Here is a 23067-nt window from a genome sequence, read left to right as displayed (position 1 = left end):
TTGGGATAGGTTTAACAATAAAGCCCTAAATTCTTATGAATTGCCAATTTATATAAGAAAAGAGGCAATTTGGCTAAAAAAAAGTTTTGTTTGGAGTATCTCTTTTTCCGCTTTTGGATTTTTTTTTTATATGAATACAACACGTTCGTAGTGCTCAAATTGTGCTTTGCGATGTACTTATGCAGCTTTCGCGAAAGCGTGCTTTTTTGTATCACTTCTAAAGATGATATATAAGATGGTAACTACAAACAGCAATAGTAAATACCAAGTATTACCTACAAGATCTAAGTAATTGATATTACCTTTTGAAAAACTTAGAATCATTAAAACCTGCGCTCCATAAGGAAGTAAGCCCTGAAAGATACATGCAAAAATATCTAGAATGGAAGCTGTTTTCTTATTGTCTAAGGCATATTCATCATTAATGGTTTTTGCAATAGGACCAGCAACAATAATAGATACCGTGTTATTTGCAATTGCCATATTAATAGTGCTCACTAACGCAGCAATGCCTAATTGTGCCGTTTTTTTACTTTTGATAAGTTTTTTGATATTCACTAATATAAACTCAATCCCGCCATTACTAGCCACAAGAGCAGCAAGACCACCGGTAAGTAGTGACAATAAGAAAATCTCCGTCATATTTGTAAAACCTGTATAAGCAATCTTTGTAGACTCTATAATCGTAAAATCACCATAAATAATACCTAACAATGCTGCTGCAAGTACACCTACAAGAAGCGTTACAAAAACGTTGAGTCCTATGACAGAGAGAATAATGACAAGGACATAAGGTGCAATTTTAATTACATCATATTCATAAACAACGGTCTCTGTTACATCTGTTGTGAGATCTACTCCTTGAAAAATCAAAATAGCAATAGTAATGAGCGCTGCGGGAACAGCAATTTTTATATTTTGCTTGAATTTATCACTCATTTTTGTACCCAGAGATTGGGTCGCAGCTATCGTAGTATCTGAAATTACGGAGAGGTTATCACCAAACATACTACCACCTAGCAAGGCACCACAAAGTATGGCAAGGTCTGCACTACTTTTATCTGCAAAACCTACCACAATGGGTGCTAGCGCGACAATTGCACCCACAGATGTCCCTGTAGAAACCGATAAAAACCCAGCAATGACAAAAATACCTACGTAGATATATTGTATCGCAATATAATCTAAGCCTATGTTTACAATCGCATCCACACTCCCTGTAGCATTAGTAATTGCGGCAAATGCCCCAGCCAGTAAATAAATAAGGCACATGGTTAAAATTTTGTCATCACCACAACCTTTAAGTAAGATGTCAATCTTAGCATTTATAGTCTGTTTAAACATTATAAAGGCCACGATGATTCCTGCAATAACCGCCATAGGGGCAGGCAGCGCATAGAAGTCATCTTGATAAATACCAACTCCTAAAAATGTAATTACAAATACAAATAGCGGAACTAGGGCTGAAAATTTTGGGGTAATTTGTGTAGTCTGTGTCATGTTCTTCTTCATTCTTGCAAGGAGATAATAGCAATTTAGATAGAAGTCTGAGTTAACATTGTTTCCAACTAATTGGCTTATCTATTTAGCACCTTGCTCGTTATTGCAGGTTGCTATCTCCTAATTGAGATTCTTGATAAATAATTTAAGGGTGCAAAACTAGTGTTCAAATAATATTCTAAAACTTAAAAAAGGTTAATTTTTCAATATTTATGTAATTAAATAGCTGGAAGTATAATTTGTACTTGCATACAGTCATTTATAAGATTGATATTACTTTAAACGATTTGTACTTTGACGATATCATCCCACTTACATTACACGAGAACCCATTTATTTTTATAATAGACTCATCAATCCTTTATTTATGATATAGTTGACCTGTATAATTAGTTTTTTATGTGCGTTTTAAGTTTTTTAACGCTTTCGCGAAAGCGTAACATCCATCTAGAAGTACATTTTCTTTACCTTTTTAGTACATCGTTATAGTGGTTATGTAATCCTACTTTTTTAAAGAAATAATTATCTTTGCACCCCATTATGAAAAACGACACATTACAACTACTAGATTTTGTCACGAGGGAACTCTCGAAAGCTGGTTTTACCATTGCGCCAGATACTAATAGAGTAGCAGGCCTTGACTTTCTCATCACAGCACCTACGGGTAAAACAAGCGAGCTACAACTACGTTCTATCCAAGTAGAAGATGAGGAAAATATTAAAATACAAAAGCTTGATTATGGACAGGTTGCAGGACACCGTTTTATAGGTCTAGTGACAGTCATAGAAGATAATCCAAGAGCCTTTTATATTATTCCGTCTGCTACGTTTACAACAGCAGATAATACGATATTCTTTGAGCATCCTATGAATATGATGCCGCACTTAAGCCACTGGGAGATTAAAGTATTTACCGCCGCTATTCCTAAGTTGGCTCAATATGAAATAAGTAATTTTTACAAAGTATAATAATCTATTTACTACTGGTCAAAAGATTATCAATAGCACTAGCTTCTTATTGAATAGCGTTCATGCTTCTCTGAGATTAGAAGTAGTTTTGCGCACAATTCAATTGAATCAAAATCGTGAGAGGGGCTCACGATTTTTGAGCTTATAAAGGTCTGGCAGGGGTGTCAGGCCTTTATTTTTTGAGATAATATTGGTTATTATGAATCATCGTAAAAGTACACATCACAGTACAAGCTTTTACAGTATCCAGATTCATTGGTGGATTCCTTCGTAAGCCGATTTTCTTCTTGTAGTTTTGTAAATTATAATTCGATTAAAAACAAGTAATTATGAGTAAAGTAAAAGGAAATGATGTAGTAACAGTACACTACACAGGAAAATTAGAAGATGGACAGGTGTTTGATAGCTCTTTACAAAGAGAACCTTTGCAGGTAGAACTTGGCAAAGGCCAACTTATCCCAGGATTTGAGAATGCTTTAATAGATATGGCGGTTAACGAGAAGAAAACGGTTACTATAACTAAGGAAGAAGCGTACGGTGACGTACAGCAAGAGTTATTTCAAACAGTACCGAAAACGCAATTACCTGAAGAAATCAAACCAGAAGTAGGTGTTATATTAGTAGCTTCTAGACCTGATGGTTCTGAGCAACAGTTACGTGTATCTGAAGTAAATGAAGATCATATCATTGTAGATGCAAACCACCCACTAGCAGGACAAACTTTAGAGTTTGAACTTGAGCTTTTAGAGATTGCATAAGACGACTTAATATTAAGTATATAAAACGCCTTAGCTATGCTAAGGCGTTTTCTTTTTGTATAGAATTAAGGTTGTTCAGCAATAAACTACAAAACAGTTCCCGTTAAATATAAAAGCCTGCAGTCAAAGTCTTCTTCTTGCAATAATTTGATAGCTTTTTTACTACGTACACCAGCTTTACAATACACAACCAGATCTTTAGTTTGCAATACTTCATGTGCTCTATTCTGCAGTTCGCCTAAAGGAATATGTTGACCTCCTATATGATGTACTGCTCTCTCATGATGCTCTCTCACGTCTAGGAGATTGTATTTGTCTGGATGTTTATTAATCTCATCTATTGTAATACCCATATTGTCTACAGAAAACTCACATTGTAACTCGTACTCATCTTCAAGACGACTGACTATGATACTAGTATCCTTATCAAATCCCAAAATCATTTGTTCCATGCTTAACATGTTATAGGTGAGCAATTTTCCAGAAAGAACTTCACCTATTCCACAGATGATTTTTAATACTTCATTGGCTTGTAATGCACCTATAATTCCTGCTAGTGCGCCTAGAACGCCTGCTTCAGAGCAATTAGGCATTTCATTCTGTTTAGGAGGTGTTGGGTATAAACATCGGTAGGTAGGACCACTGTTGTAATTATAAACAGCCAGCTGCCCTTCAAATTTATAAATAGAACCCAGCACGACAGGTTTATTTTTTAATACAGCAGCATCATTTACTAAATATCGCGTAGCAAAATTATCAGAACCATCCACAATGATATCATAGTTTGCAAAGAGCTCTAGCGCATTATCTCTAGTAAGACGCATTGGGTATGTTTCAAATTTAATATAAGGATTGAGTTTTTCTAAGCGCCTTGTAGCTGATATGGCTTTATTACTCCCAATATCATCATGATTATACAATATTTGACGTTGTAAATTGGATTGCTCCACCACATCATTATCTATGATTCCAATGCTACCAACACCTGCAGCAGTAAGGTATTGTAATACTGGGCAGCCTAGGCCACCTGCACCAATAACTAAAACGCTTGCTTTTTTGATTTTCAATTGACCTTCTAATCCTATTTCTTCTAGATTGAGGTGTCTGCTATATTGTTGTTTTTCTGAAGTGGTTAGATCCATTTTACACAGTTTTAAAATAACTTTTATCCCAATCTTTCCAAACCGCTTGGTATCCTTTAGATTCAATCATTTGTTTGATTTCATCAGTATCTCTTTCGTCTGAAATTTCAAATTGTTCTAATGATTGTGGATCCACGACGTAGCCTCCAGGGTTTGTTTTAGATTGTGCACTTATTGACGTTATCCCTAGACTTATTATGTTATTTCTAAAGCATTCACTTTCTCTTGTAGACATAGATAACTCCACATCTTCATCTAGCAAACGATAAGCACAAATAAGCTGCACCAGATCTGCGTCTGTCATTTCAACCTTAGGTTGTACTTCTCCTTGATGCGGTCTTAATCTGGGGAAGGAGATAGAGTACTTAGTTTGCCAATAGGTTTTTTGTAAATATTTTAGATGTAATGCTGTATAAAAACTATCTACGCGCCAATCTTCTAGACCAAATAAAGCACCAATACCTATCTTGTGAATGCCAGCTTTACCCAGTCTATCAGGTGTATCTAAGCGATAATCGAAGTTTGATTTTCTCCCCTTAGGGTGATGTGTTTTATACGTTGCTTCGTGATACGTTTCTTGATATACCAACACAGCATATAAACCAGCACTAACGAGCTGTTCATATTCCTCTTGATCCAGTGGCTGTACTTCGATACTTATATTTGAAAAATGTTCTCTGATGAGTTCAATAGCATGCTTTAGATAAGAAACACCAACAGTCTTATTTGCTTCTCCGGTAACCAGTAATATGTGATCATATCCTTTAGACTTTAGAAATGCAACCTCTTTTAGGATCTCTTCATCATTGAGTGTTCTACGAGGGATTTTATTAGTCATACTAAAACCGCAGTACGTACATATGTTTTGACACTCATTAGACAGATACATCGGGATATACATCTGGATGGTATTACCAAATCGCTTCTTAGTAAGCGCATGACTACGTTGTGCCATTTCTTCTAGAAAACCCTTTCCAGCAGGAGATATAAGTGCTTTAAAATCTTCTAAATCGATTTTTTCCTTATCAAGAGCATGCCGTACATCTTGTGCTGTGTAGCTATAGATTTCTTTTTCTACAGTATCCCAATCATAGGTGTCAAAAGTGCTTTTAAAAGACATAACTAGTTGTTTTAATTAAGAAAAGAAGTGAGCGGGCTGCTAGCTTCTGCATATGTTTTTACCGGAGCTAGTTTTGCATTGTAAGCCATGCGACCAGCCTGTACTGCCATTTTAAATGCTTTTGCCATAGCTACAGGATTTTTAGACACTGCGATGGCTGTGTTCACTAAGACAGCATCAGCTCCTAACTCCATAGCATAAGCCGCATGCGACGGACTACCAATACCGGCATCTACAATTACAGGTACATTACTTTGCTCAATGATAATTTCTAGAAAGTCTACCGTTTTTATTCCTTTATTAGTGCCTATGGGTGCTCCTAAAGGCATCACACATTGTGTGCCCACATCTTCCAGCCTTTTACATAACACAGGATCTGCGTGTATGTATGGCATCACTACAAAACCTAATTTTACTAGTTCTTCGGCGGCATTGAGGGTTTCTATAGGATCTGGTAAAAGGTATTTGGGATCGGGGTGAATTTCTAGTTTAATCCAATTAGTCTCTAGTGCCTCACGTGCTAGCTGCGCTGCAAAAACGGCTTCTGTTGCAGTTCTTACTCCAGAGGTGTTAGGTAGTATATTCACATGAGGACGCATAATGCTTTGCAGCATAGTATCCTCTTCATTTCCAACATCTACACGCTTTAGAGCAACGGTTATTAGTTCGCTTTCAGAGGCTGTCAAAGCCTCTGTCATTAAATGATCTGCGCTAAATTTTCCCGTTCCAGTAAATAATCGTGAGCTGAATTCCTTATCAGCTATTCTTAAAATATCGTTCATATATTATTTAAATGTATGGCGTTGTTCTTCTATTAATGATGCTCCTAGGGATTGCTGGAACGCATCTATCTTTGTAAAGTCATTGGTGATTTCGCCAGATACAGCGATGCCATGAATACCTGTTTCCAGTAGATTTGTTACGTCGCTTAAAGTGATTCCTCCGATTGCGATAATGGGAGTTTTAGTTTTTAATTCATCTGTAATGAGACGATAACCGTTAAAACCTAAAATTGGGCTTAAATTCTTCTTGGTAGATGTAAAACGTAACGGCCCAAGACCTATGTAATCTACTCCTTTGTTTATCAATGATACACAGTCTTCTAGCGTATTTGCAGTACCTCCTATAATTTGCCAAGAGTATAAATACGCTCTAGCGACAGTAGGGCAGGAGTCGGTTTTTCCTAAGTGCACACCATCTGCTTTTGCTTCTTTTGCTATCTCATAGTGATCATTGATGATGAGTTTTGTACGGTATTGTGCGGTTATTGCTCGCGCTTCTTTTGCTGTAATTAGTACCTGATCTAAAGAGACATTTTTTAAGCGAAGTTGCACCAGTGTTGCTCCATGCGTGCAAGCATTCTCTATGTTATCAAGATGCACTTCTGGCGTTTTGCCCTGAGAGATATAATGTAGTTTTGGTATCATTACAATTTAATTTTTATTGTTGGATAACAGTGTTGTCCCAGTAAGCTATCGGTTGAGTTTAAAAAGGTCTCGGTATAATATTTTGCGTTTATTGAAGCCTCTTCTATGTTTTGCCCTAACAGCATATTACTTGCCAGCGCGGCCGAAAGCACACAACCACTTCCATGTTTTTGTAACACCTTTTCTACCTTAGGAGTAATATTTTTTACAACGGTTTTACTGTGGTAAAGGACGTCCCAGCCTGTTTTATCCTTTCTATGTCCACCTTTTAAGTGAATATTGGTCAAGCTGCTTATGTGTTCTATCGTTTCTTCCATACTGAGGTCTGGATATAGCAGTTGGATCTCATCATAATTAGGCGTAACTATATAGCATTGTGACCATATTTTATCCAAAATATCATGATGCTCGAGGCTATGAAAATCAAAACCAGCACTCGCTTTTATGATGGGATCTATAATGATTTTTATCTCAGGATTAAGCATATGTAAGCTATCCAAAACAAGCGACAGCACTTCCCATGACTGTATAACCCCAATCTTCACTACGGAGATTTCAAATCGCTCAAAAAGCGTTTCTATTTGTGAAATAATCACAGCTTTGTCCATCCACACGCATTCTTTAAAATCGATGTCATTTTGAACCGTAACTGCGGTACACACTGATAAACCGTATAGTTGGTGCGATTCAAAGGTTTTAATATCTGAAGTGATTCCTGCGCCACTTGATGGGTCTAGGCCTGCAATGGTTAGTATGTAGTTGTTCGTTTTCAATATTATTTTACTGGTTTTATTTGGACGTTCCTTGTTTTCTTCTGCTTTTTATGTGGGCGTTCCCTTTCAGGTCAGGCTTTCGCTACTCACTTTTTTATGAATGAAATATTCATAAAAAGAGCTCAGACATATAGCCTGAGGTGAGCGCAGTCTAACCGCTCAATCTTTAACGCAAACTGTTTATTGTTTTGACATAGGCTATCCAAATGCTGATTTTATTTTTTTAAAACTCTGTAGCGGATTTTCTGTTTTCCAAATACTTCCCAACACAGCGATTCCATTATATCCTAGTTCATTGACTTGTGCTACATTTTCTGGACAAATACCGCCTAGGGCTATGATTGTTTTATCACTGTTATTTACATCAAAGCCACGGGCTTTGTAGCCTTCCTTTGAAATGGAATCAAACACAGGACTCAAAAAGTGATAATCGAATTCAAAATAGCAGTCTTCTAGAGCTTGCAAATCATGAAAGGAAGAGCTTATCGTTTTTCCGAACATGTTTAATCCTTTAAAATACTTACCAGGATTATCTATGTGATCCATGCGATGTTGTTCCTTAAAATGGATTCCTTTGAGATTGAATTCGTTGATTATCCTATGATGATCGTGCACTACAACCCTGTCATGAAATACCGTATCTATCTGCTGTATATAGGCGCTATATTCCTTATAACTTTTATGTGGCTTTCGTAAATGATAACATGCTAATCCTTGTTTAAATAACTGGTGTAGTATTTCTACTTCATTAGGGATATCATATTCTGGTGATAGTACGATGATCATGTTTTTGAGTTAAGGATTGAAATGAAAATCCTTTTGCCTTTTTCTGGCAAAAGATTGTAGTGGAAAGCCTGCCCACGCTTTTGCAGCGTGGGAACTCCCACATCTTTTTACAGATATACTTCGGAACCTTTGGCTTTAAATTCTTTAGACTTTTCTTCCATTCCTTTTTGGATGACTTCGTTATCAACTATGTCATTTACAGCAGCAAAATCTCTTACTTCCTGAGAAATTTTCATGGAGCAAAATTTTGGTCCGCACATGGAGCAGAAGTGAGCCACTTTTGCTCCAGCAGCTGGTAAGGTTTCATCGTGATACTCACGAGCGCGCTCTGGATCGAGCCCAAGATTGAACTGGTCTTCCCAGCGAAATTCAAAACGCGCCATACTCAGCGCATTATCTCGATGTTGTGAACCTGGGTGACCTTTGGCCAAATCTGCAGCATGGGCAGCTAGTTTGTAAGTAACCACACCAACGCGCACGTCTTCTTTATTAGGTAATCCTAGGTGTTCTTTTGGAGTAACGTAGCACAACATCGCACAACCATACCAGCCTATCATGGCAGCACCAATTCCAGAGGTAATATGGTCATATCCAGGCGCAATATCTGTGGTAAGCGGCCCTAAAGTGTAAAATGGAGCTTCATCGCAAAGCTCGATTTGCTTCTCCATATTTTCCTTAATCATGTGCATCGGTACGTGACCAGGACCTTCTATAAAGCACTGCACATCATGCTTACGAGCGATTTTTGTAAGTTCGCCTAGTGTTTCTAGCTCGGCAAATTGTGCCTCGTCATTTGCATCTGCTACAGATCCTGGGCGTAAACCGTCACCTAAAGAAAAGGCAACGTCATATTGCTTTAAAATCTCACAGATATCTTCAAAATGGGTGTATAAAAAGCTCTCTTTATGGTGTGCAAGACACCACTTTGCCATGATAGATCCGCCACGAGAGACGATACCCGTCACGCGATTTGCGGTCATAGGCACATAACGCAATAGCACACCGGCGTGTATGGTAAAATAATCTACGCCTTGCTCTGCTTGCTCAATTAAGGTGTCCTTAAAAATCTCCCACGTAAGATCTTCGGCAACGCCATTTACTTTTTCTAAGGCTTGGTAAATAGGAACTGTTCCCACGGGAACAGGGGAGTTACGTATGATCCACTCGCGTGTTTCATGTATGTTTTCACCCGTAGATAAATCCATGATATTATCTGCTCCCCAGCGGCATGCCCATACTGCTTTTTCTACTTCTTCCTCAATGGACGAGGTAACTGCAGAGTTTCCAATATTTGCATTGATCTTCACCAAGAAATTACGTCCTAAAATCATAGGCTCTGCTTCTGGGTGGTTGATGTTTGATGGGATTACGGCGCGACCTCTTGCAACTTCCGAGCGTACAAATTCTGGCGTGATTTTATCAGGAATAGATGCACCAAAATGTTCTCCTTTATGTTGCTTTCTAATCTCCGTCATCTCATCGATACGCTGATTTTCGCGAATAGCGATATACTCCATTTCTGGAGTGATGATTCCTTGTTTTGCATAATGCAGCTGCGTGACATTTTCACCTTTTTTTGCACGCAAAGGTTTCTTTAAAAGCTTGAAACGCATATGGTCTAGGCTTTTATTATTAAGACGCTCGTTGCAATAGGTAGAGGAGTAGCTGTCTAATTGTTCTACATTATTGCGCTCCAAAATCCACGACTCACGTATGCGTTCTAAACCGCTGTGTATATCAATTTCTTTGTTTGGATCTGTGTATGGACCAGAGGTATCATACACCGTTACTGGCTCGTTTGGCGTTTTCCTTTTGGTCATTGAGTCCACAGTATCACTAAGCGCAATCTCACGCATAGCCACTTTAATCTGTGGGTGAATCTTACCGTTTACGTAGATTTTTTTTGAATTAGGAAATGGATTTCTGGTAATGCCGCCTTGCTTAGGCGCAGTGTCTCTATTTTTCATCTTTCTGGATTAATTAATGATGTTTTTCTACTCTTGAAGTACCTAGAAACAGCAATTATCCGCCTTGTGTTGCTTTAATAATAAGAACCGCATCACCATCATCAGGAACGGTGGAAACCCATTGTGATCTGGTAATAATGCGCTCATTAATAGCCACAGCAATCCCACTAACCGAAATATCGAGTTGGGTGAGAATCTGGTCTAGTGTGACCTGTGCTGGAAATTGATACGAGGTTTGATTGACCTTTATGTTTATCATGTTTAATACAATTATGAAGCATTGTGCTTCGGTTATATAAACGATAAAGGAATGAGAAGGATAGAATTAAAAATAGAGGAAGTGCGTAGTGGTGCAAGAACCTCTAACTTTTCCCTACGTTGGTATTAACCAAATCAGGTTCTAAGGATTTTTCTCAAACTAATTTAATAGCTACTCCTAAAGTTTAGACTTTAAAAGTAGTAATTATTCTCAACTAGACGAGAGAAAATGTAAAAAAATATAATGTTATGTTATGGTTGGTAGGTTTTTATAGGGATATAGGAAACAATCTGCTTACTAATAAGTTACTTGATAAACTCTTATAGACACAGCGTAAATCAGCTATTACTAACCGCAAAACGCATTACAAAATGGGTGCCTTCATTGGGTGTACTCGTACAGAAAAGTTCGCCTCCATTCATTTCAACAAAGTCTTTTGTGATGAGTAGTCCAAAACCCGTTCCTTGCTCGCCCTTAGTGCCTAAAGTTGTCTTAGGAATACAATTTTTAACAAGGTTTTTGCGCCAGCTAGTTGTCATTCCCACACCAAAATCTTGTACGCCTATTTCAATACCCTCAGGCCCTTTCATACTTGATAATATGACATTTTGATTCTTTGTACTGAATTTTATGGCGTTTGAAATCAAATTACGTAATACCACTTTAAACATATTTTCATCAATAAATAGGGTAGGGGTTTCAATTTCAAATAATAGCTTTATGTCCTTTTCTTTTGCTGGGCGTTGAAATTGCTTTGCCATAGTATTAAATATTTCTTCAATATCGCAGTGCTTTTTATTGAGTTTAATTCCTTCTAGCTGATTATATGACCAGTCTAATAAGGCGCTTACCATGGCAATTCTCTCATCCAACTCATTTTTAAGACTTTGTGAGATTTCTTTTAATTCATTGTCCTCTATTTGGTTTTCAAGTAGATTGACCAGTAAAGAAATATTATGCAGCGGTCCTCTAACGTCATGTGTAAGCAAAGAAAACAGCTTGTTTTTAAGAGAATTGACAGATTCAAGTTCGCGATTTTTACTCTCTACATCTTGCTTTGCAATTTGTAGATCTTTCGTCTGCTTGTCTACTTCTAGAGCAAGCATTTTATTAGTTTCTACCTGCGTCCTCATGTTAGACTTTTCTATAAACTTAAACTTATAACTAACGAGAATAGAAAATAAAATAAGTTGGAGTGTAATAAGTAATGATGTAATGAATACGATAAACTCCCTATCAACATCATAGTTTTCCTTTAAAAACCATGCACTTATATAGATGACTGAGGAGAGCAGCATCGGGGAATATGCATACAAATAGTATTTATTAAAACGCTCTTCATTAAATAAACGAATCCCAGAAAAAATATTCAAAAGTACAGATAGCAAAGCAGTAATCGCTGCAGACATTACGAGCGAACTATGTAACCAAGGAATATGGATAGTTAGAATATTAAGAACAAAAAGAATTGGGATTAAAACTGTGCTATATTTTAAAAAAGTATAACTACGCGATATTTTAGGATGATTGCCGCGATGAATATTTAAATAATTGGTTGTAAACAATAAAAATCCAAAGGTGGTAGTCATTGCAGAGATAAGCGATCCATTTTTTTGAATAACCTCAGGAAGAAATCCTTCTGGAAAAAGTGACCAACTCCAATGTAGTGTGAGTCCAAAAAGAATGATACAATAGTGACACAGAATTTTGTGCCTTAAAATTAAATAAGAAACAAAGTGATAAACTCCGAAAACACCAAAGATGGCGGTAAATGAGGAAACTATTAAAAAATTAATATCAAAACTATTCATATGGGGCGGTGGTTAGTTAAGAATATAATACAAGTACAATAATTAAGAATACTTGATTTTCATCTAGATTCTTAATTACGTTTCTAAGGCTCAAAACTTATATAAAATGTAATTACAATTAGGGGTTATAATAACTTAAATATGAAGTAGTTGTCTCTGTAATATAGTAAAAAAAACAATTCCTTTGAAAATTGTCTACTTAAAATTTACAGTAAACAATTCTGAATTACAGAAAATTTAGTTGGTGAATTCTAAAAAATATACCGACTCTATATAGCGTATATTTCTCTTAACAATACTAAAAACAGCTTACACATAACTACTGAATAGTAGATTTAAGCGTCTATAACTAAAGAAGTAACAATTATTTATTTTGTGTGCATTTTATCGTAATAATTTCTTTTCCAGTGACTTTTAAATTATTCTTTGCTATCTTACTAGTGCCCCAAAAGTTATTTAAGTTGAAAAACAAGCTACTTTTAGTCCTACTTGTATATTGCTATTGCGTGCCTATTGTATCTCAAAATAGCGCTAGTGGCGATATTGATAGCGTGAGTATTTTAATTTCCTCTTCTAAGGAGGAAAACCTAAACGGGAATTATAAGGATGGATTAAAATTTGCAACATCAGCCGTGCAATATGCAAATCAAGGTAAGGATAAAACCTTACAGGCAAAGGCTTATGTGAGTCTGGCAAATACCTATCAAGCTATAAAAGATTTCGCTTCCGCGAAAAAGTACTATAACCTCGCACTCCGTAAAAAAACAGATGATTACTTCGTAAACGTAGCTTCACTCAACGGTCTCGGTAATATATACTCAATGGATATAACCACTGCAGACGAGGCTGCTGCTTATTTTGAAAAGTCTATCGTATACACACTAGAGGCAGGCAAAAATGAGCATTCCTTTTATACCTATTACAATATAGCGGGCATGTACCTTAATTTTAAAGATCCAGATAAAGCATATCCTTACATTCTAGAAGCCGATACGTTGTTGCCTCTCATTGACAAAAAAGACCCAATCTACGGGCTTTTACAACAGTTGAACTTTGCTATTTATCACAACCAAAAAGAAGATCATAGACTCGCGCTCACCTTTATCAATAACGCACTAGAGATAGGAGAGGAGCATAGCCTCATCAGAGGACTCATAGATATTTATGATTTTAAAAGTGAGATACACCAAGAGCTAGGAGAATATGACGCGGCTCTGGAAAGCCTTAGAAAACATTTCTATTATAAAGACTTAGATTTTAATGAGATAAAAAATCTCCAAATAGAACAAGTTGAAGCAGATTTTAAAGTAAAAGAGTTCCAACAAAAAGCCGAATCGTCTCAATTAAAATCTAACGCTATCTTTATAGGAGGTATTAGTGCGCTGCTATTTTTAAGTACCGCCTTTTTAATCTTTTATAATCACAAAAGGCGGTTGTCATTCTTAGCACTAGAAAAAAATAATAAAGCCCTATTACAAGCAAAAAATGAAGCAGAACACGCCCATAAATTAAAATCTGAGCTATTAGTTAATATTAGTCACGACTTAAGAACACCCTTATATGGAGTGGTAGGTATAACGGAGATGCTTATAGAAAATCCTTCCATTATTAAGACAAATAAAGGTCTTTTAAATGCTTTAAAATTCTCTGGAGATCATTTAAAATCGGTGGTAAATAATATATTGAAGATTAATGAAGTAGAGTCTAACAACATTACGATTAAGCGTACAAAGGTTCATTTAGGCAACCTCTTAGAGAATATTACTACCTCCTTACATTATCTAGCAAACGAGCAACAAACGGAACTAAAACTAGCTATTGCAGATGAGATTTCTAGCTACTACATCTTAGATGAAACTAATCTCACAGAGGTTCTTTTAAAACTCATTGATAATGCGCTTAAAAACACAAAAAATGGTACTGTAACGCTCTGTGTAAATTTAGCTGAAAGAGAAAAAGGTAAGGATCACATCGCTTTTAAAGTCTCAGACACAGGAACAGGTATCTCAAAAGAAAATCTAGCAGTCATTTTTGATAGTTTTAAACAAGCTAACACAGAAGAAAACACCTCATACGGTATTGGTCTTGGATTGCCTATCGTTAAGTCCTTAATGAAGGTTATGGACAGTAAATTATCTGTCACCAGTGAAGTAGGAGTAGGATCGCAATTCTCGTTTATCCTAGCATGCGAAGTTGCAGATAAGCTTGATGAGCAACCGATGGTTTCTGAAACTAAAAGCCTACACATACTAGTCGTTGAGGACAATAAAATCAACCAACTAGTAACTCAAAAACTAATAAGCACGCTAGGTCACAAGTGTACCGTTGCTGTAAATGGAAAGGAAGCTATAAAAGAATACCACAACACCCATTTTGATCTCATCTTAATGGATCTCAATATGCCCGTGATGAACGGCTTTGAAGCCTCAGAAGTGATTTCTGCAGAAGATGGTGATATACCCATCATAGCATTAACAGCTCTAGAAATAAGCGAGGTAAAAGAGCGATGCCACAATGTGGGCATACGTGATATTATCAATAAGCCTATCAACAAAGAAGCGCTTGAGGCTATCATACAGGAGAATATACACTGTACAGATACTATCTAGACTTAAAAAAATGCACAACCTCCCGCATAGAATCCACATTTCCTCTCCGTTAAGGAATCAACATCTATTTTAAGGTAATAAAAACTGTAAGTGAGCAGTAATACGCCTTAGACTTTTATGTGGGTAGTTAATCGCTTTTGTGGAGGGTATATTACAGAAGGGAATAACTGAGTTATAGCTAGAAGTGGTTTTTAGGGGAAATGTTGGGCTTTGGGAGAAAAGATTGTTGGTTTACGGTTTCTCGTAAAGGTTGTTGGTGATAGAGGTTTATTTTTGGGGATCTGGATGACACACTCTTTACAGCGTTGGCTAGAGTAATGTGAAGGAAAAGTGTGTGAAGTGGAATTCCGAGGCTAATTAATATTGTAAGATTTAGAATTTTAAAAAGAGTTTGTTTGAATCACTGAGTAATTTGATAAGCTATAATAATTACTATAATTTTATATATTAAAATCAGTGTATGAGTAGTTTAATTAATTGGGAGGACCTTAAACCATATAGAAGTGATCAAAAAAAGAGTTTTGAAGAACTCTGTTATCAAATCACATATGAAAGATATCAAGGTGAAGGAGTTTTATCATCTATTGATGACAGTGGTGGTGGTGATGGCGTTGAGTTTTATATTGAATTTCCAAACGGAGATATATGGGGCTGGCAATGCAAGTTTTTTGGACGATTCGACGAAGGTGGTGGTAAAGAACAGATAAAAAAGTCTCTTAAAAAAGCAGGCGAAGTTCACGGAAGTAATCTAAAAAAGTGGATTTTATGCTCTAAACTTTCTCTTACTCCGAATGAAAGGAATTGGTTTTATAATAAGTTAGATAAAACCAAAAGAAATGGGGAACAAGTTTTACCTGACCTACACTCTATTACATTAGATCATTGGGGTGAGAGTGAGATATTAAATTTCTTGAGGATTTATCCAGACATACATAAATACTTCTTTTCTGAGAAAATGCTTGATCTCGATTGGTTCAAGAAAAAATTTGAACTCATTTTAACCTCTAGTGTTATAAAAGCAAAATACCTCAATGGTCTACACATAGAAGGTCAGGCCGATACATCAATTGCTCGTGTTATGTGTGATGAACGTTTGATTACACTAATAAAAGAGCACGCTGCTGAATTAGATATAGAAGGATTTGCCGTCGAGTTTTCTACTAGAATCAAAGCGATTGAAAACAATGAGAATGCGATTGGTTTTATGGATGATTATGAAACTGTGAAAAAATACGTTTTGTCTAGAGGTATTCCAGAGATCATAGATAGAGGTAATCAGCTCATTAATAAATCAATCGAACTTATTGAAAAAGAAGAATTCACAGAACTCGATTCATTGATTGGCAATATAAAGTCCTATGTGGGAGAGTTAGATAAATTATACAGTGAGTATTCTGGATATAAACTTATCGAGAAAATACCAAATATCCATTGGAATACTGAAGAAGTTGAAGAAAATGAGGATGTCAAAAACAAGATTAAAAAATGTAGAGAAACGATCCTCGGTCCATATTTTACGCTTAGAAATTATGTCGATTCCTACCAAGGGATTTTCTATTACTTTGAATTTATAAAATTAAATGAACTACATATAACTGGGAAAGCATCTAAAGGAAAAACCCATCTTGCCGTAAACACTGTTGAGTATCAAATTAACAAAAATAAACCTGCAATATTTTTATTTGGCAAAGATTTTAAAAGTGATATGCCATTTCGCGAGCAACTTAGAACTCTATTAGACATTCCTAGTAATTGGAGTGTTAGTGATTTGCTAGGGGCACTAAATATCTCAGGACGAATTCATAAAACAAAAGTAATTCTATTGATTGATGGACTTAACGAGGCTTATCATTGGAAAAAAATATGGTCAAATGATTTAGAGGCATTTATCAATGAAATAAATCAAAATTATCCACACATTTTATTTATTACTACTTATCGCAGTTCATACGAAAAGGCGATTTTTCCTGAGAATTATTTCAAATACGGTGAAGGAAACTATAAGAAAAAAGCACGAGTAGATGGTTTTGAAAATTTTAATCTGGATGAAGCTATAGATAAATATTTCAAATATTATAAGATAACTCTAGAAAATAGATCTGGAGCATTAAATTCTTTTAGAGAACCTCTTTATTTAAAGATATTTTGCGAAGCCAAACAAGGTCAAAAGGTTTCATTTCAAAATGAAGATTTATTTGATGTTTTTGATCAATACATTAAAAAATCTAATGATAGTGTATTGGCAAAACTTGAGAGAGAACCAAGGTTCAATAGGACATTTTTGTTTGACAAACTAAGTATAATTTCAAATAAATTATGGAATTATGGAGCAAGAGATATTGACTTAACTGAGGTGGTACCTTCAGCCCTTTCTGAGGATGAATTAATCGCTTTAGAAAGAGAGGATTTATTAATCTTTAGAGATTTTGGCGAATCTGAAGTCGTAACATTTACTTATGATCTTTTAAGTGGATATTTTATTGCAAAATCAATACTAAATGGAATTACAAGCGTAGATGACTGTAGTAGTTTTATTTCAAGCTCAAAATTTTATGATGAATTATTAGTGCAAGGCTCGCTACATCCACTTTACAGTGACATATTAAGATGTTTCTGCGTATTAGCTATTAAGAAATTTGGATTAAAGTTCTACAAACCTTCATTTCATAATAGATTAACAACAAATATTGTAAAAGCCCTTTTTGAAGTGAGTACTAACATCGTTGTTGAAATTAGAACAGATTCAATAAGATTCATATCAGATGTATTTACAAAAATAACGAATAGGTCTTTATTATTTAATTTATTTTCTAACACTGAATTTGATAATAATCATCCGCTAAATATGAATCTATTATCAGATTTATTATTAGAACTACCTATGGCTGAAAGAGACTTAACTTGGACTGAATACATTAGAAAAGAATATCTAGGGTTACGAGGATATGGTTTTAAAAAACTTATTCAAAATTTTGAGGAAGTAACTATCAAGGAAGAAAATCACTCCGAGCGACTGCATTTAGCATCAAAAAAAATTATGTGGTTTCTCACTTCGACTAATAAAGATATGCGTGATTTTTCCACCAAAGCACTTTACTATTATGGAAAAAAGTACATAAATAAATTTTTTGAGCTCGTTATATTTTCATTAAAAATAAACGACCCTTATGTTTCAGAGAGAATGTTAGCCAGCCTTTATGGGATTGTAATCGCTCTTTTCGAATGTAAACTTTTATCAAAAGGTGATAAAGAAGATCTGAAGAATATCGGGCTAAAGATGTATGAATTAATATTTCAAATGGAAGCAGAATGTAGTACTACGCACATTTTAACAAGAGAATATGCAAGACGTATAATTGACATTGCTTATAAACATTGCCCGAATTTACTCTCAAAAGATCAATATGCACTTTCTCAGCCTCCTTATTCATTTGGTGGAATAAGAGATTGGGGGGAATATGATTATGGCGAAAGAGATTATCATTACGAATCGCCCTTAAGGATGGATTTTAGCAATTATACCTTGGGAAGAATTGTGCCGAACGGACATTCATACTCCAACCCACCTGAAAAACAAAAAGTAAGAAGACAATTATACTGGAGAATTTATGAGTTAGGTTGGAATTTTGAGGCTTTTGGGGAGGTAGAAAAAAGACTTGGCGATGATAATTATCTATATCCACGAGATGAACAACCTACAATAGATCGTTACGGAAAAAAATATTCTTGGATAGCTTATTTCGAGATATACGGTTTTAGAGAGGATAATGATTTAGTTAAAGAAGAATATCCTAATTTTAGACCATCTGGAGCCGACATTGATCCCACATTTCCTGTGCTTCCAGAAAATAAGTTATACTTCGAAGATGACTTATTGGGAGATAGGCATCTACCATTAATTGATTGGTACAAGATAAAAAATATACCGTCGATGTCAGATTACCTTAATGTGAAAAATCTGGATGAAGATAATTTAGATTGGATTTGCGTAGGGGGAATGGTTTCGCAGATTGAGGAAGAATCAAATAGAAAAACCTTTGTTGTATTACAGGCTTATATAGTAGCAAATGAAGACTATGATGACTTTTTATGTTTTCTTAAAGACAAGGATGCAGTTTATGGTAATTCAAATCAATTATCTGAAAATTATTATACCTATGCTGGAGAAATGAATACATTGATGGACTCTACTTATGACAATTACCGTGATATATATTTTAAAATAAAAAGAAGAAAGAGGAAAGTAAAAAAAGGAGAAGAAGGTTATTATCCAAAGGTTGTATTTAATAAAGGAAGTATTTCTATGGAGTCTCCTGATGAAATAGAAATTGAAGAAAGAATTAATAAAGAGTTCAAAGTCCTTAGCCCTGTATCAGGATATAATTGGGAATCATATCATAGTAAAACAAATCAAGCTGGGCATCAAAGCGTACTCTCCAAAGAATTATCATTTCACTTAAATTTATTCCCAAAACCGCAGACATTTGATTTATTTGATGATAAAGGACAACTTGCGTACAAGAAATATCATTTCCACGAAAATTACAATTCACACCAAAATTTTGAATACCTGAGAAAAGATTTATTACAAAAATACTTGGAAGACACAAATCAAAATATTGTTTGGAAAATTTGGGGTGAAAAACAGACTTATTTTGAAAATCATAATGAGTCAATAAATTTTTACAAAAAACACAGAGTAGATGGATATCAGAAATTCAAATCAATACTTTCAGAAGAACAAGTTTTAGGATGATTTGTTTGTGAACAAGTTTAATATTACACATAAAAATTAATTTTAGGTTGATATTTTTTTGATGGCCTCAGAAACTTTGGTAATAAAATAGGGGAGTAGAATGTTAAGCCCTTTATAGTGTTAGTCGAAGATACTCTAGATTAATCCTAATGCTATATAGCTGATTTTTTGTCGTTTCTTAAATTGTTCTTTATATTATATTCCTCTTTTTTCAAGCTAGTTATATGAATAAATACACCCTAATTTTTTTCTTATTTTTCTGCCAATTTTCATTTTGTCAAACATTTGTGGATGATGTTGAAAAAGTAGAAAATGTTGTTATCACTTATAAAGTTGACAACATCGGTAAACGATATGATGTCAAAATAGATAGTAATTTAACGACCTATCACAACGTAGGTTGGCAAAAAGGCTGTCTAGAACATTTTATGAATGGCGAGCTCAAATATCCAATGAGAATGCTAAATGAAGAATGGAGATCAGTATATTATTTCGTAAATCCTAAATACAAAACAAGTTCCCTTAGAAAAGAAGATTTGCAAAAATGTGGGCAATTTAAGAAAGGTGAATTTAAATATATGGCCGCAGCATATAATCAGACACGTATACTCAGAAGAAGAAAACGACAAATTGAAAAGAGTGGCTACAAAGGTGAACGCCAAGTATACAATATAGATTGGACAGATGAAAATATATATGTTTTAACAACTCTCAAACTACCGTTACATAAAGACAAGGAAAAAATAGGGAATGTTATTAATGTAGAAATTATAGAAATATTAGATGACAATTCTTACTTATATCGTTCATCTTCGTCACAAAGTGATAAGTTAATATTTGGAGTTATTAAAAAAGTAAAATAGAAGGATTGAATAGTTAGATATTGTTATGTCAAATAGAATCTTAATCTAAAGTTGAATTAGCAACCCACAAGAATCGCTCAAACAAAATCATCCCGCATATTTTCCCATATAAGCGAATTATAACCAAAAGAATTACCAAGCATTTTGCAGCTGTAATAATTGATCAGTCTGAAAAAGAGCTCTTTCAAAAAAATATTCTCCCAGGTTTTTATTTTAGTTATAAGATTCCGTGAATCTCTTAAAGTCCACTATAGCAATAAGTACGTAAAAGGGCTGTTACATAAATGCTGACGATATAGACCTAAAGGCGCTATATCTGCATTTATGTAAAATAGAACCGAAAAGGTTCTATTCGCCATTTAACTTATATATCAATTTGTACTATAATTTATATTATGTCAAATAGAATATTTAATTACACAACACAATAGTTCTTTACTTCACTTGTATACCCTCTTTAAATTAAAATCGCTCTAATTTTCATTAGAGCGATTCATTTCACTTTGAGTTATTAAGTTATCCGTGCTGCATATTATTTTCGCGAAAGCGTACCACTCATTATAACTAATCTATAGTTTCTGTAATACCGCAAGTTTTTTCTTTACCGTAGATACGAGTTGATTTGTAGGATGTTGTATTATAAACTTTGTATAATTTGCAATTGCTTTATCAGTTTGTTGCATTTCTTCTTGTGCGCTTGCTAGACTGTATAATGCTCCTGTAGACGCTGGATACATTTCGGCCACCAGTTCTAGAATAAACAATCCGCCTTCTTTATTACCACCTGAAAATAGTCTGTAGCCAGCTGTACCAAATTCATCTTCAAAATCATAGTATTTATATCTTGTATCTTTTGCCACTTCTATACCTACAGATTTTACCTCTGCAAATTTACCTGCGGTAAATAACTCCGTGAGATAATCCATTGGGTTTAAAATAGCTCCGGTCTCGTTGTAATTGAGCGCTACGTCAAGTACAGGATCTTGATTTGTAAAATACTCCTCAGATGTCATCGCTACAGCTAGATGTGGTATGGTCCAGTCTTTATTATCCCATTGAGATCTATCTTGCCACCAGGCAAATGAGAGATATGCGTTGAGTCCTGAGTTAGGTAAAGTAACGCGTTTAGTATCTCCATAAAAGTTTATATTTTCGGCAGTGGGCTCTCCTACTATAATCGCCTCTGTGTACTGCTCTATCTCATTTGTAAGATTTTGACAAGCAGAAAAGGTGTTACGACCTATTATATAAAAAAAATTACCACGGCTATTTATCTCAGGTCTTGCCATAAGTCCTTTTATGAGGGGTTTATTGTTATAATTATTTCCACCACCATTGAGACGCACGTCATACACAAGCTTCTGTACGTCTGTCGTATCTATAAACTCAAAAAGACGTTTATAAAAATCGTGTAGCGTTTCTTCATCATCGTGGAAAACGGAGCTCTGACGCACATACAAGGTTTTTGTACCTGGTATCATTTCAAAATAATACAGCTTGTCGTTAAGATGTTTTAAATAAAAGGGAGTCGCATCTTGCGCTCTACCACTCTCCCACTGCTCACTAGGGATTGTAAAGCCATAATCTCTTGATAACTCTTCAAGCGGTATCGCATTAAGGGTATGGGTAAATTGTTTCCCCTCCTTTTCTAATGTGAGTGTAACTGCCGTGCTGTACTTAGGGATTACTCCTTGTGCGTGCAATACTGCTGGCACGGTGAGAAACCGCATCCCGTAGGCTTTTAGATATGATTCATTTTCAACGGGTACAACGGCACGTACTTTTTCTATAGCTTGTAATACTGCTACAGTTCCTATTTTAAGAACTTTGGCGCCTATAATGGCTGCATTTTCTTTAGTTGCCCCTTCTACAAATACTCCGTCTTCAAAATGATATAGATTTACAGGCAGCACTCCCTGTGATGCAACCGTACTAAAAGGTACTTGGGTGTGACCGTACTCAAAGAGTGACACCATACGACTTAACCCTACTTTTACCTCGTGCTCTTGCATCGTAGGGATTTTGTTATAAAATGCATCTGCGGCCGAATTCCATTTTTCGGCAGTGACTTTTTTAAATAAGAAGGGGTATTCCTTATGTACGGTTTCTTTTAGATAAGTTAGATCTTCTTGCCACTGTGCAGCGGTAAGAGGCTTCTGAGCAAAAGCGCTAGCACTGCATAGTAGTACTAAGAGTGTAAGGCTAAGTTGTTTAATGATGGTCATTGGTTCGTTTTTTGATTTATATAAGAGACCACAAATAACACACAATGTTACACCACCGCCACATGATATGCCCTGAACAGTCACAATTCACTCCCGAATTGT

General features: G+C 35.4%; 16 protein-coding genes and 2 riboswitches. Of the genes, 5 read left to right on the top strand and 11 right to left on the bottom strand.

Going from position 1 to position 23067, the window contains the following annotated elements; all coding sequences use genetic code 11:
• Positions 1–177: 177 nt before the first annotated feature.
• Complete coding sequence (locus JM84_RS10000) at positions 178–1512, bottom strand: Na+/H+ antiporter NhaC family protein (protein WP_144784091.1); 1335 nt, start codon at positions 1510–1512, stop codon at positions 178–180.
• Positions 1513–1548: 36 nt separating this feature from the next.
• Positions 1549–1645: riboswitch (SAM-I-IV-variant riboswitch) on the bottom strand.
• 395 nt (positions 1646–2040) lie between these two features.
• Between JM84_RS10000 and JM84_RS09995 the strand changes: the two genes are divergently transcribed.
• Positions 2041–2469, top strand: coding sequence for a hypothetical protein (locus JM84_RS09995; protein ID WP_144784089.1), 429 nt, complete (start codon positions 2041–2043; stop codon positions 2467–2469).
• 329 nt (positions 2470–2798) lie between these two features.
• On the top strand, positions 2799–3227 hold the full coding sequence (locus JM84_RS09990; protein ID WP_144784087.1) for a peptidylprolyl isomerase: 429 nt from the start codon (positions 2799–2801) through the stop codon (positions 3225–3227).
• Between the two features lie 86 nt (positions 3228–3313).
• On the opposite strand, the gene moeB is transcribed toward JM84_RS09990, so the two are convergent.
• From moeB to JM84_RS09945, 9 genes are all read right to left on the bottom strand, one after another.
• A complete protein-coding gene (gene moeB, locus JM84_RS09985) occupies positions 3314–4369 on the bottom strand; it encodes a HesA/MoeB/ThiF family protein (protein ID WP_144784085.1) in 1056 nt (351 codons plus the stop codon).
• Between the two features lies 1 nt (position 4370).
• On the bottom strand, positions 4371–5489 hold the full coding sequence (thiH, locus tag JM84_RS09980; protein WP_144784083.1) for a 2-iminoacetate synthase ThiH: 1119 nt from the start codon (positions 5487–5489) through the stop codon (positions 4371–4373).
• A gap of 11 nt (positions 5490–5500) precedes the next feature.
• Complete coding sequence (locus JM84_RS09975) at positions 5501–6271, bottom strand: thiazole synthase (RefSeq protein ID WP_144784081.1); 771 nt, start codon at positions 6269–6271, stop codon at positions 5501–5503.
• A gap of 3 nt (positions 6272–6274) precedes the next feature.
• The gene (gene thiE / locus JM84_RS09970; protein WP_144784079.1) at positions 6275–6916 is read right to left on the bottom strand and encodes a thiamine phosphate synthase; all 642 of its coding nucleotides are present in this window, start codon (positions 6914–6916) and stop codon (positions 6275–6277) included.
• The gene (locus tag JM84_RS09965; protein WP_144784077.1) at positions 6916–7689 is read right to left on the bottom strand and encodes a hydroxymethylpyrimidine/phosphomethylpyrimidine kinase; all 774 of its coding nucleotides are present in this window, start codon (positions 7687–7689) and stop codon (positions 6916–6918) included. Before JM84_RS09965 ends, thiE begins: the two co-directional genes overlap by 1 nt.
• A gap of 198 nt (positions 7690–7887) precedes the next feature.
• Positions 7888–8475 (bottom strand): thiamine phosphate synthase, encoded by a 588-nt coding sequence (locus JM84_RS09960; protein ID WP_144784075.1) that lies wholly within the window; start codon positions 8473–8475, stop codon positions 7888–7890.
• 107 nt (positions 8476–8582) lie between these two features.
• Positions 8583–10442 (bottom strand): phosphomethylpyrimidine synthase ThiC, encoded by a 1860-nt coding sequence (gene thiC / locus JM84_RS09955; protein WP_144784073.1) that lies wholly within the window; start codon positions 10440–10442, stop codon positions 8583–8585.
• Between the two features lie 55 nt (positions 10443–10497).
• A complete protein-coding gene (gene thiS, locus JM84_RS09950) occupies positions 10498–10701 on the bottom strand; it encodes a sulfur carrier protein ThiS (RefSeq protein ID WP_144784070.1) in 204 nt (67 codons plus the stop codon).
• Positions 10702–10795: 94 nt separating this feature from the next.
• Positions 10796–10890, bottom strand: a riboswitch (TPP riboswitch).
• A 149-nt stretch (positions 10891–11039) separates the two neighbouring features.
• Entirely contained in the window at positions 11040–12512 is a 1473-nt protein-coding gene (locus tag JM84_RS09945; protein ID WP_144784068.1) for a sensor histidine kinase, read from the bottom strand.
• A gap of 461 nt (positions 12513–12973) precedes the next feature.
• On the opposite strand from JM84_RS09945, the gene JM84_RS09940 reads away from it, so the two are divergent.
• The 3 genes from JM84_RS09940 (at position 12974) to JM84_RS09930 (ending at position 20740) form a co-directional block, all read left to right on the top strand.
• Positions 12974–15121, top strand: a complete 2148-nt coding sequence (locus JM84_RS09940; RefSeq protein WP_158307014.1) for a response regulator — start codon at positions 12974–12976, stop codon at positions 15119–15121.
• A gap of 460 nt (positions 15122–15581) precedes the next feature.
• A complete protein-coding gene (locus JM84_RS09935) occupies positions 15582–19877 on the top strand; it encodes a hypothetical protein (protein ID WP_013752141.1) in 4296 nt (1431 codons plus the stop codon).
• 224 nt (positions 19878–20101) lie between these two features.
• Complete coding sequence (locus JM84_RS09930; RefSeq protein WP_013752142.1) at positions 20102–20740, top strand: hypothetical protein; 639 nt, start codon at positions 20102–20104, stop codon at positions 20738–20740.
• Positions 20741–21309: 569 nt separating this feature from the next.
• On the opposite strand, the gene JM84_RS09925 is transcribed toward JM84_RS09930, so the two are convergent.
• Complete coding sequence (locus JM84_RS09925; RefSeq protein WP_013752143.1) at positions 21310–22965, bottom strand: tetratricopeptide repeat protein; 1656 nt, start codon at positions 22963–22965, stop codon at positions 21310–21312.
• Positions 22966–23067 lie beyond the last annotated feature (102 nt).

The organism is Dokdonia sp. Hel_I_63 (assembly GCF_007827285.1).
In the GTDB taxonomy this organism is placed as follows: Bacteria; Bacteroidota; Bacteroidia; order Flavobacteriales; family Flavobacteriaceae; genus Dokdonia.
This window is presented reverse-complemented; position numbering and strand designations above follow the sequence as displayed.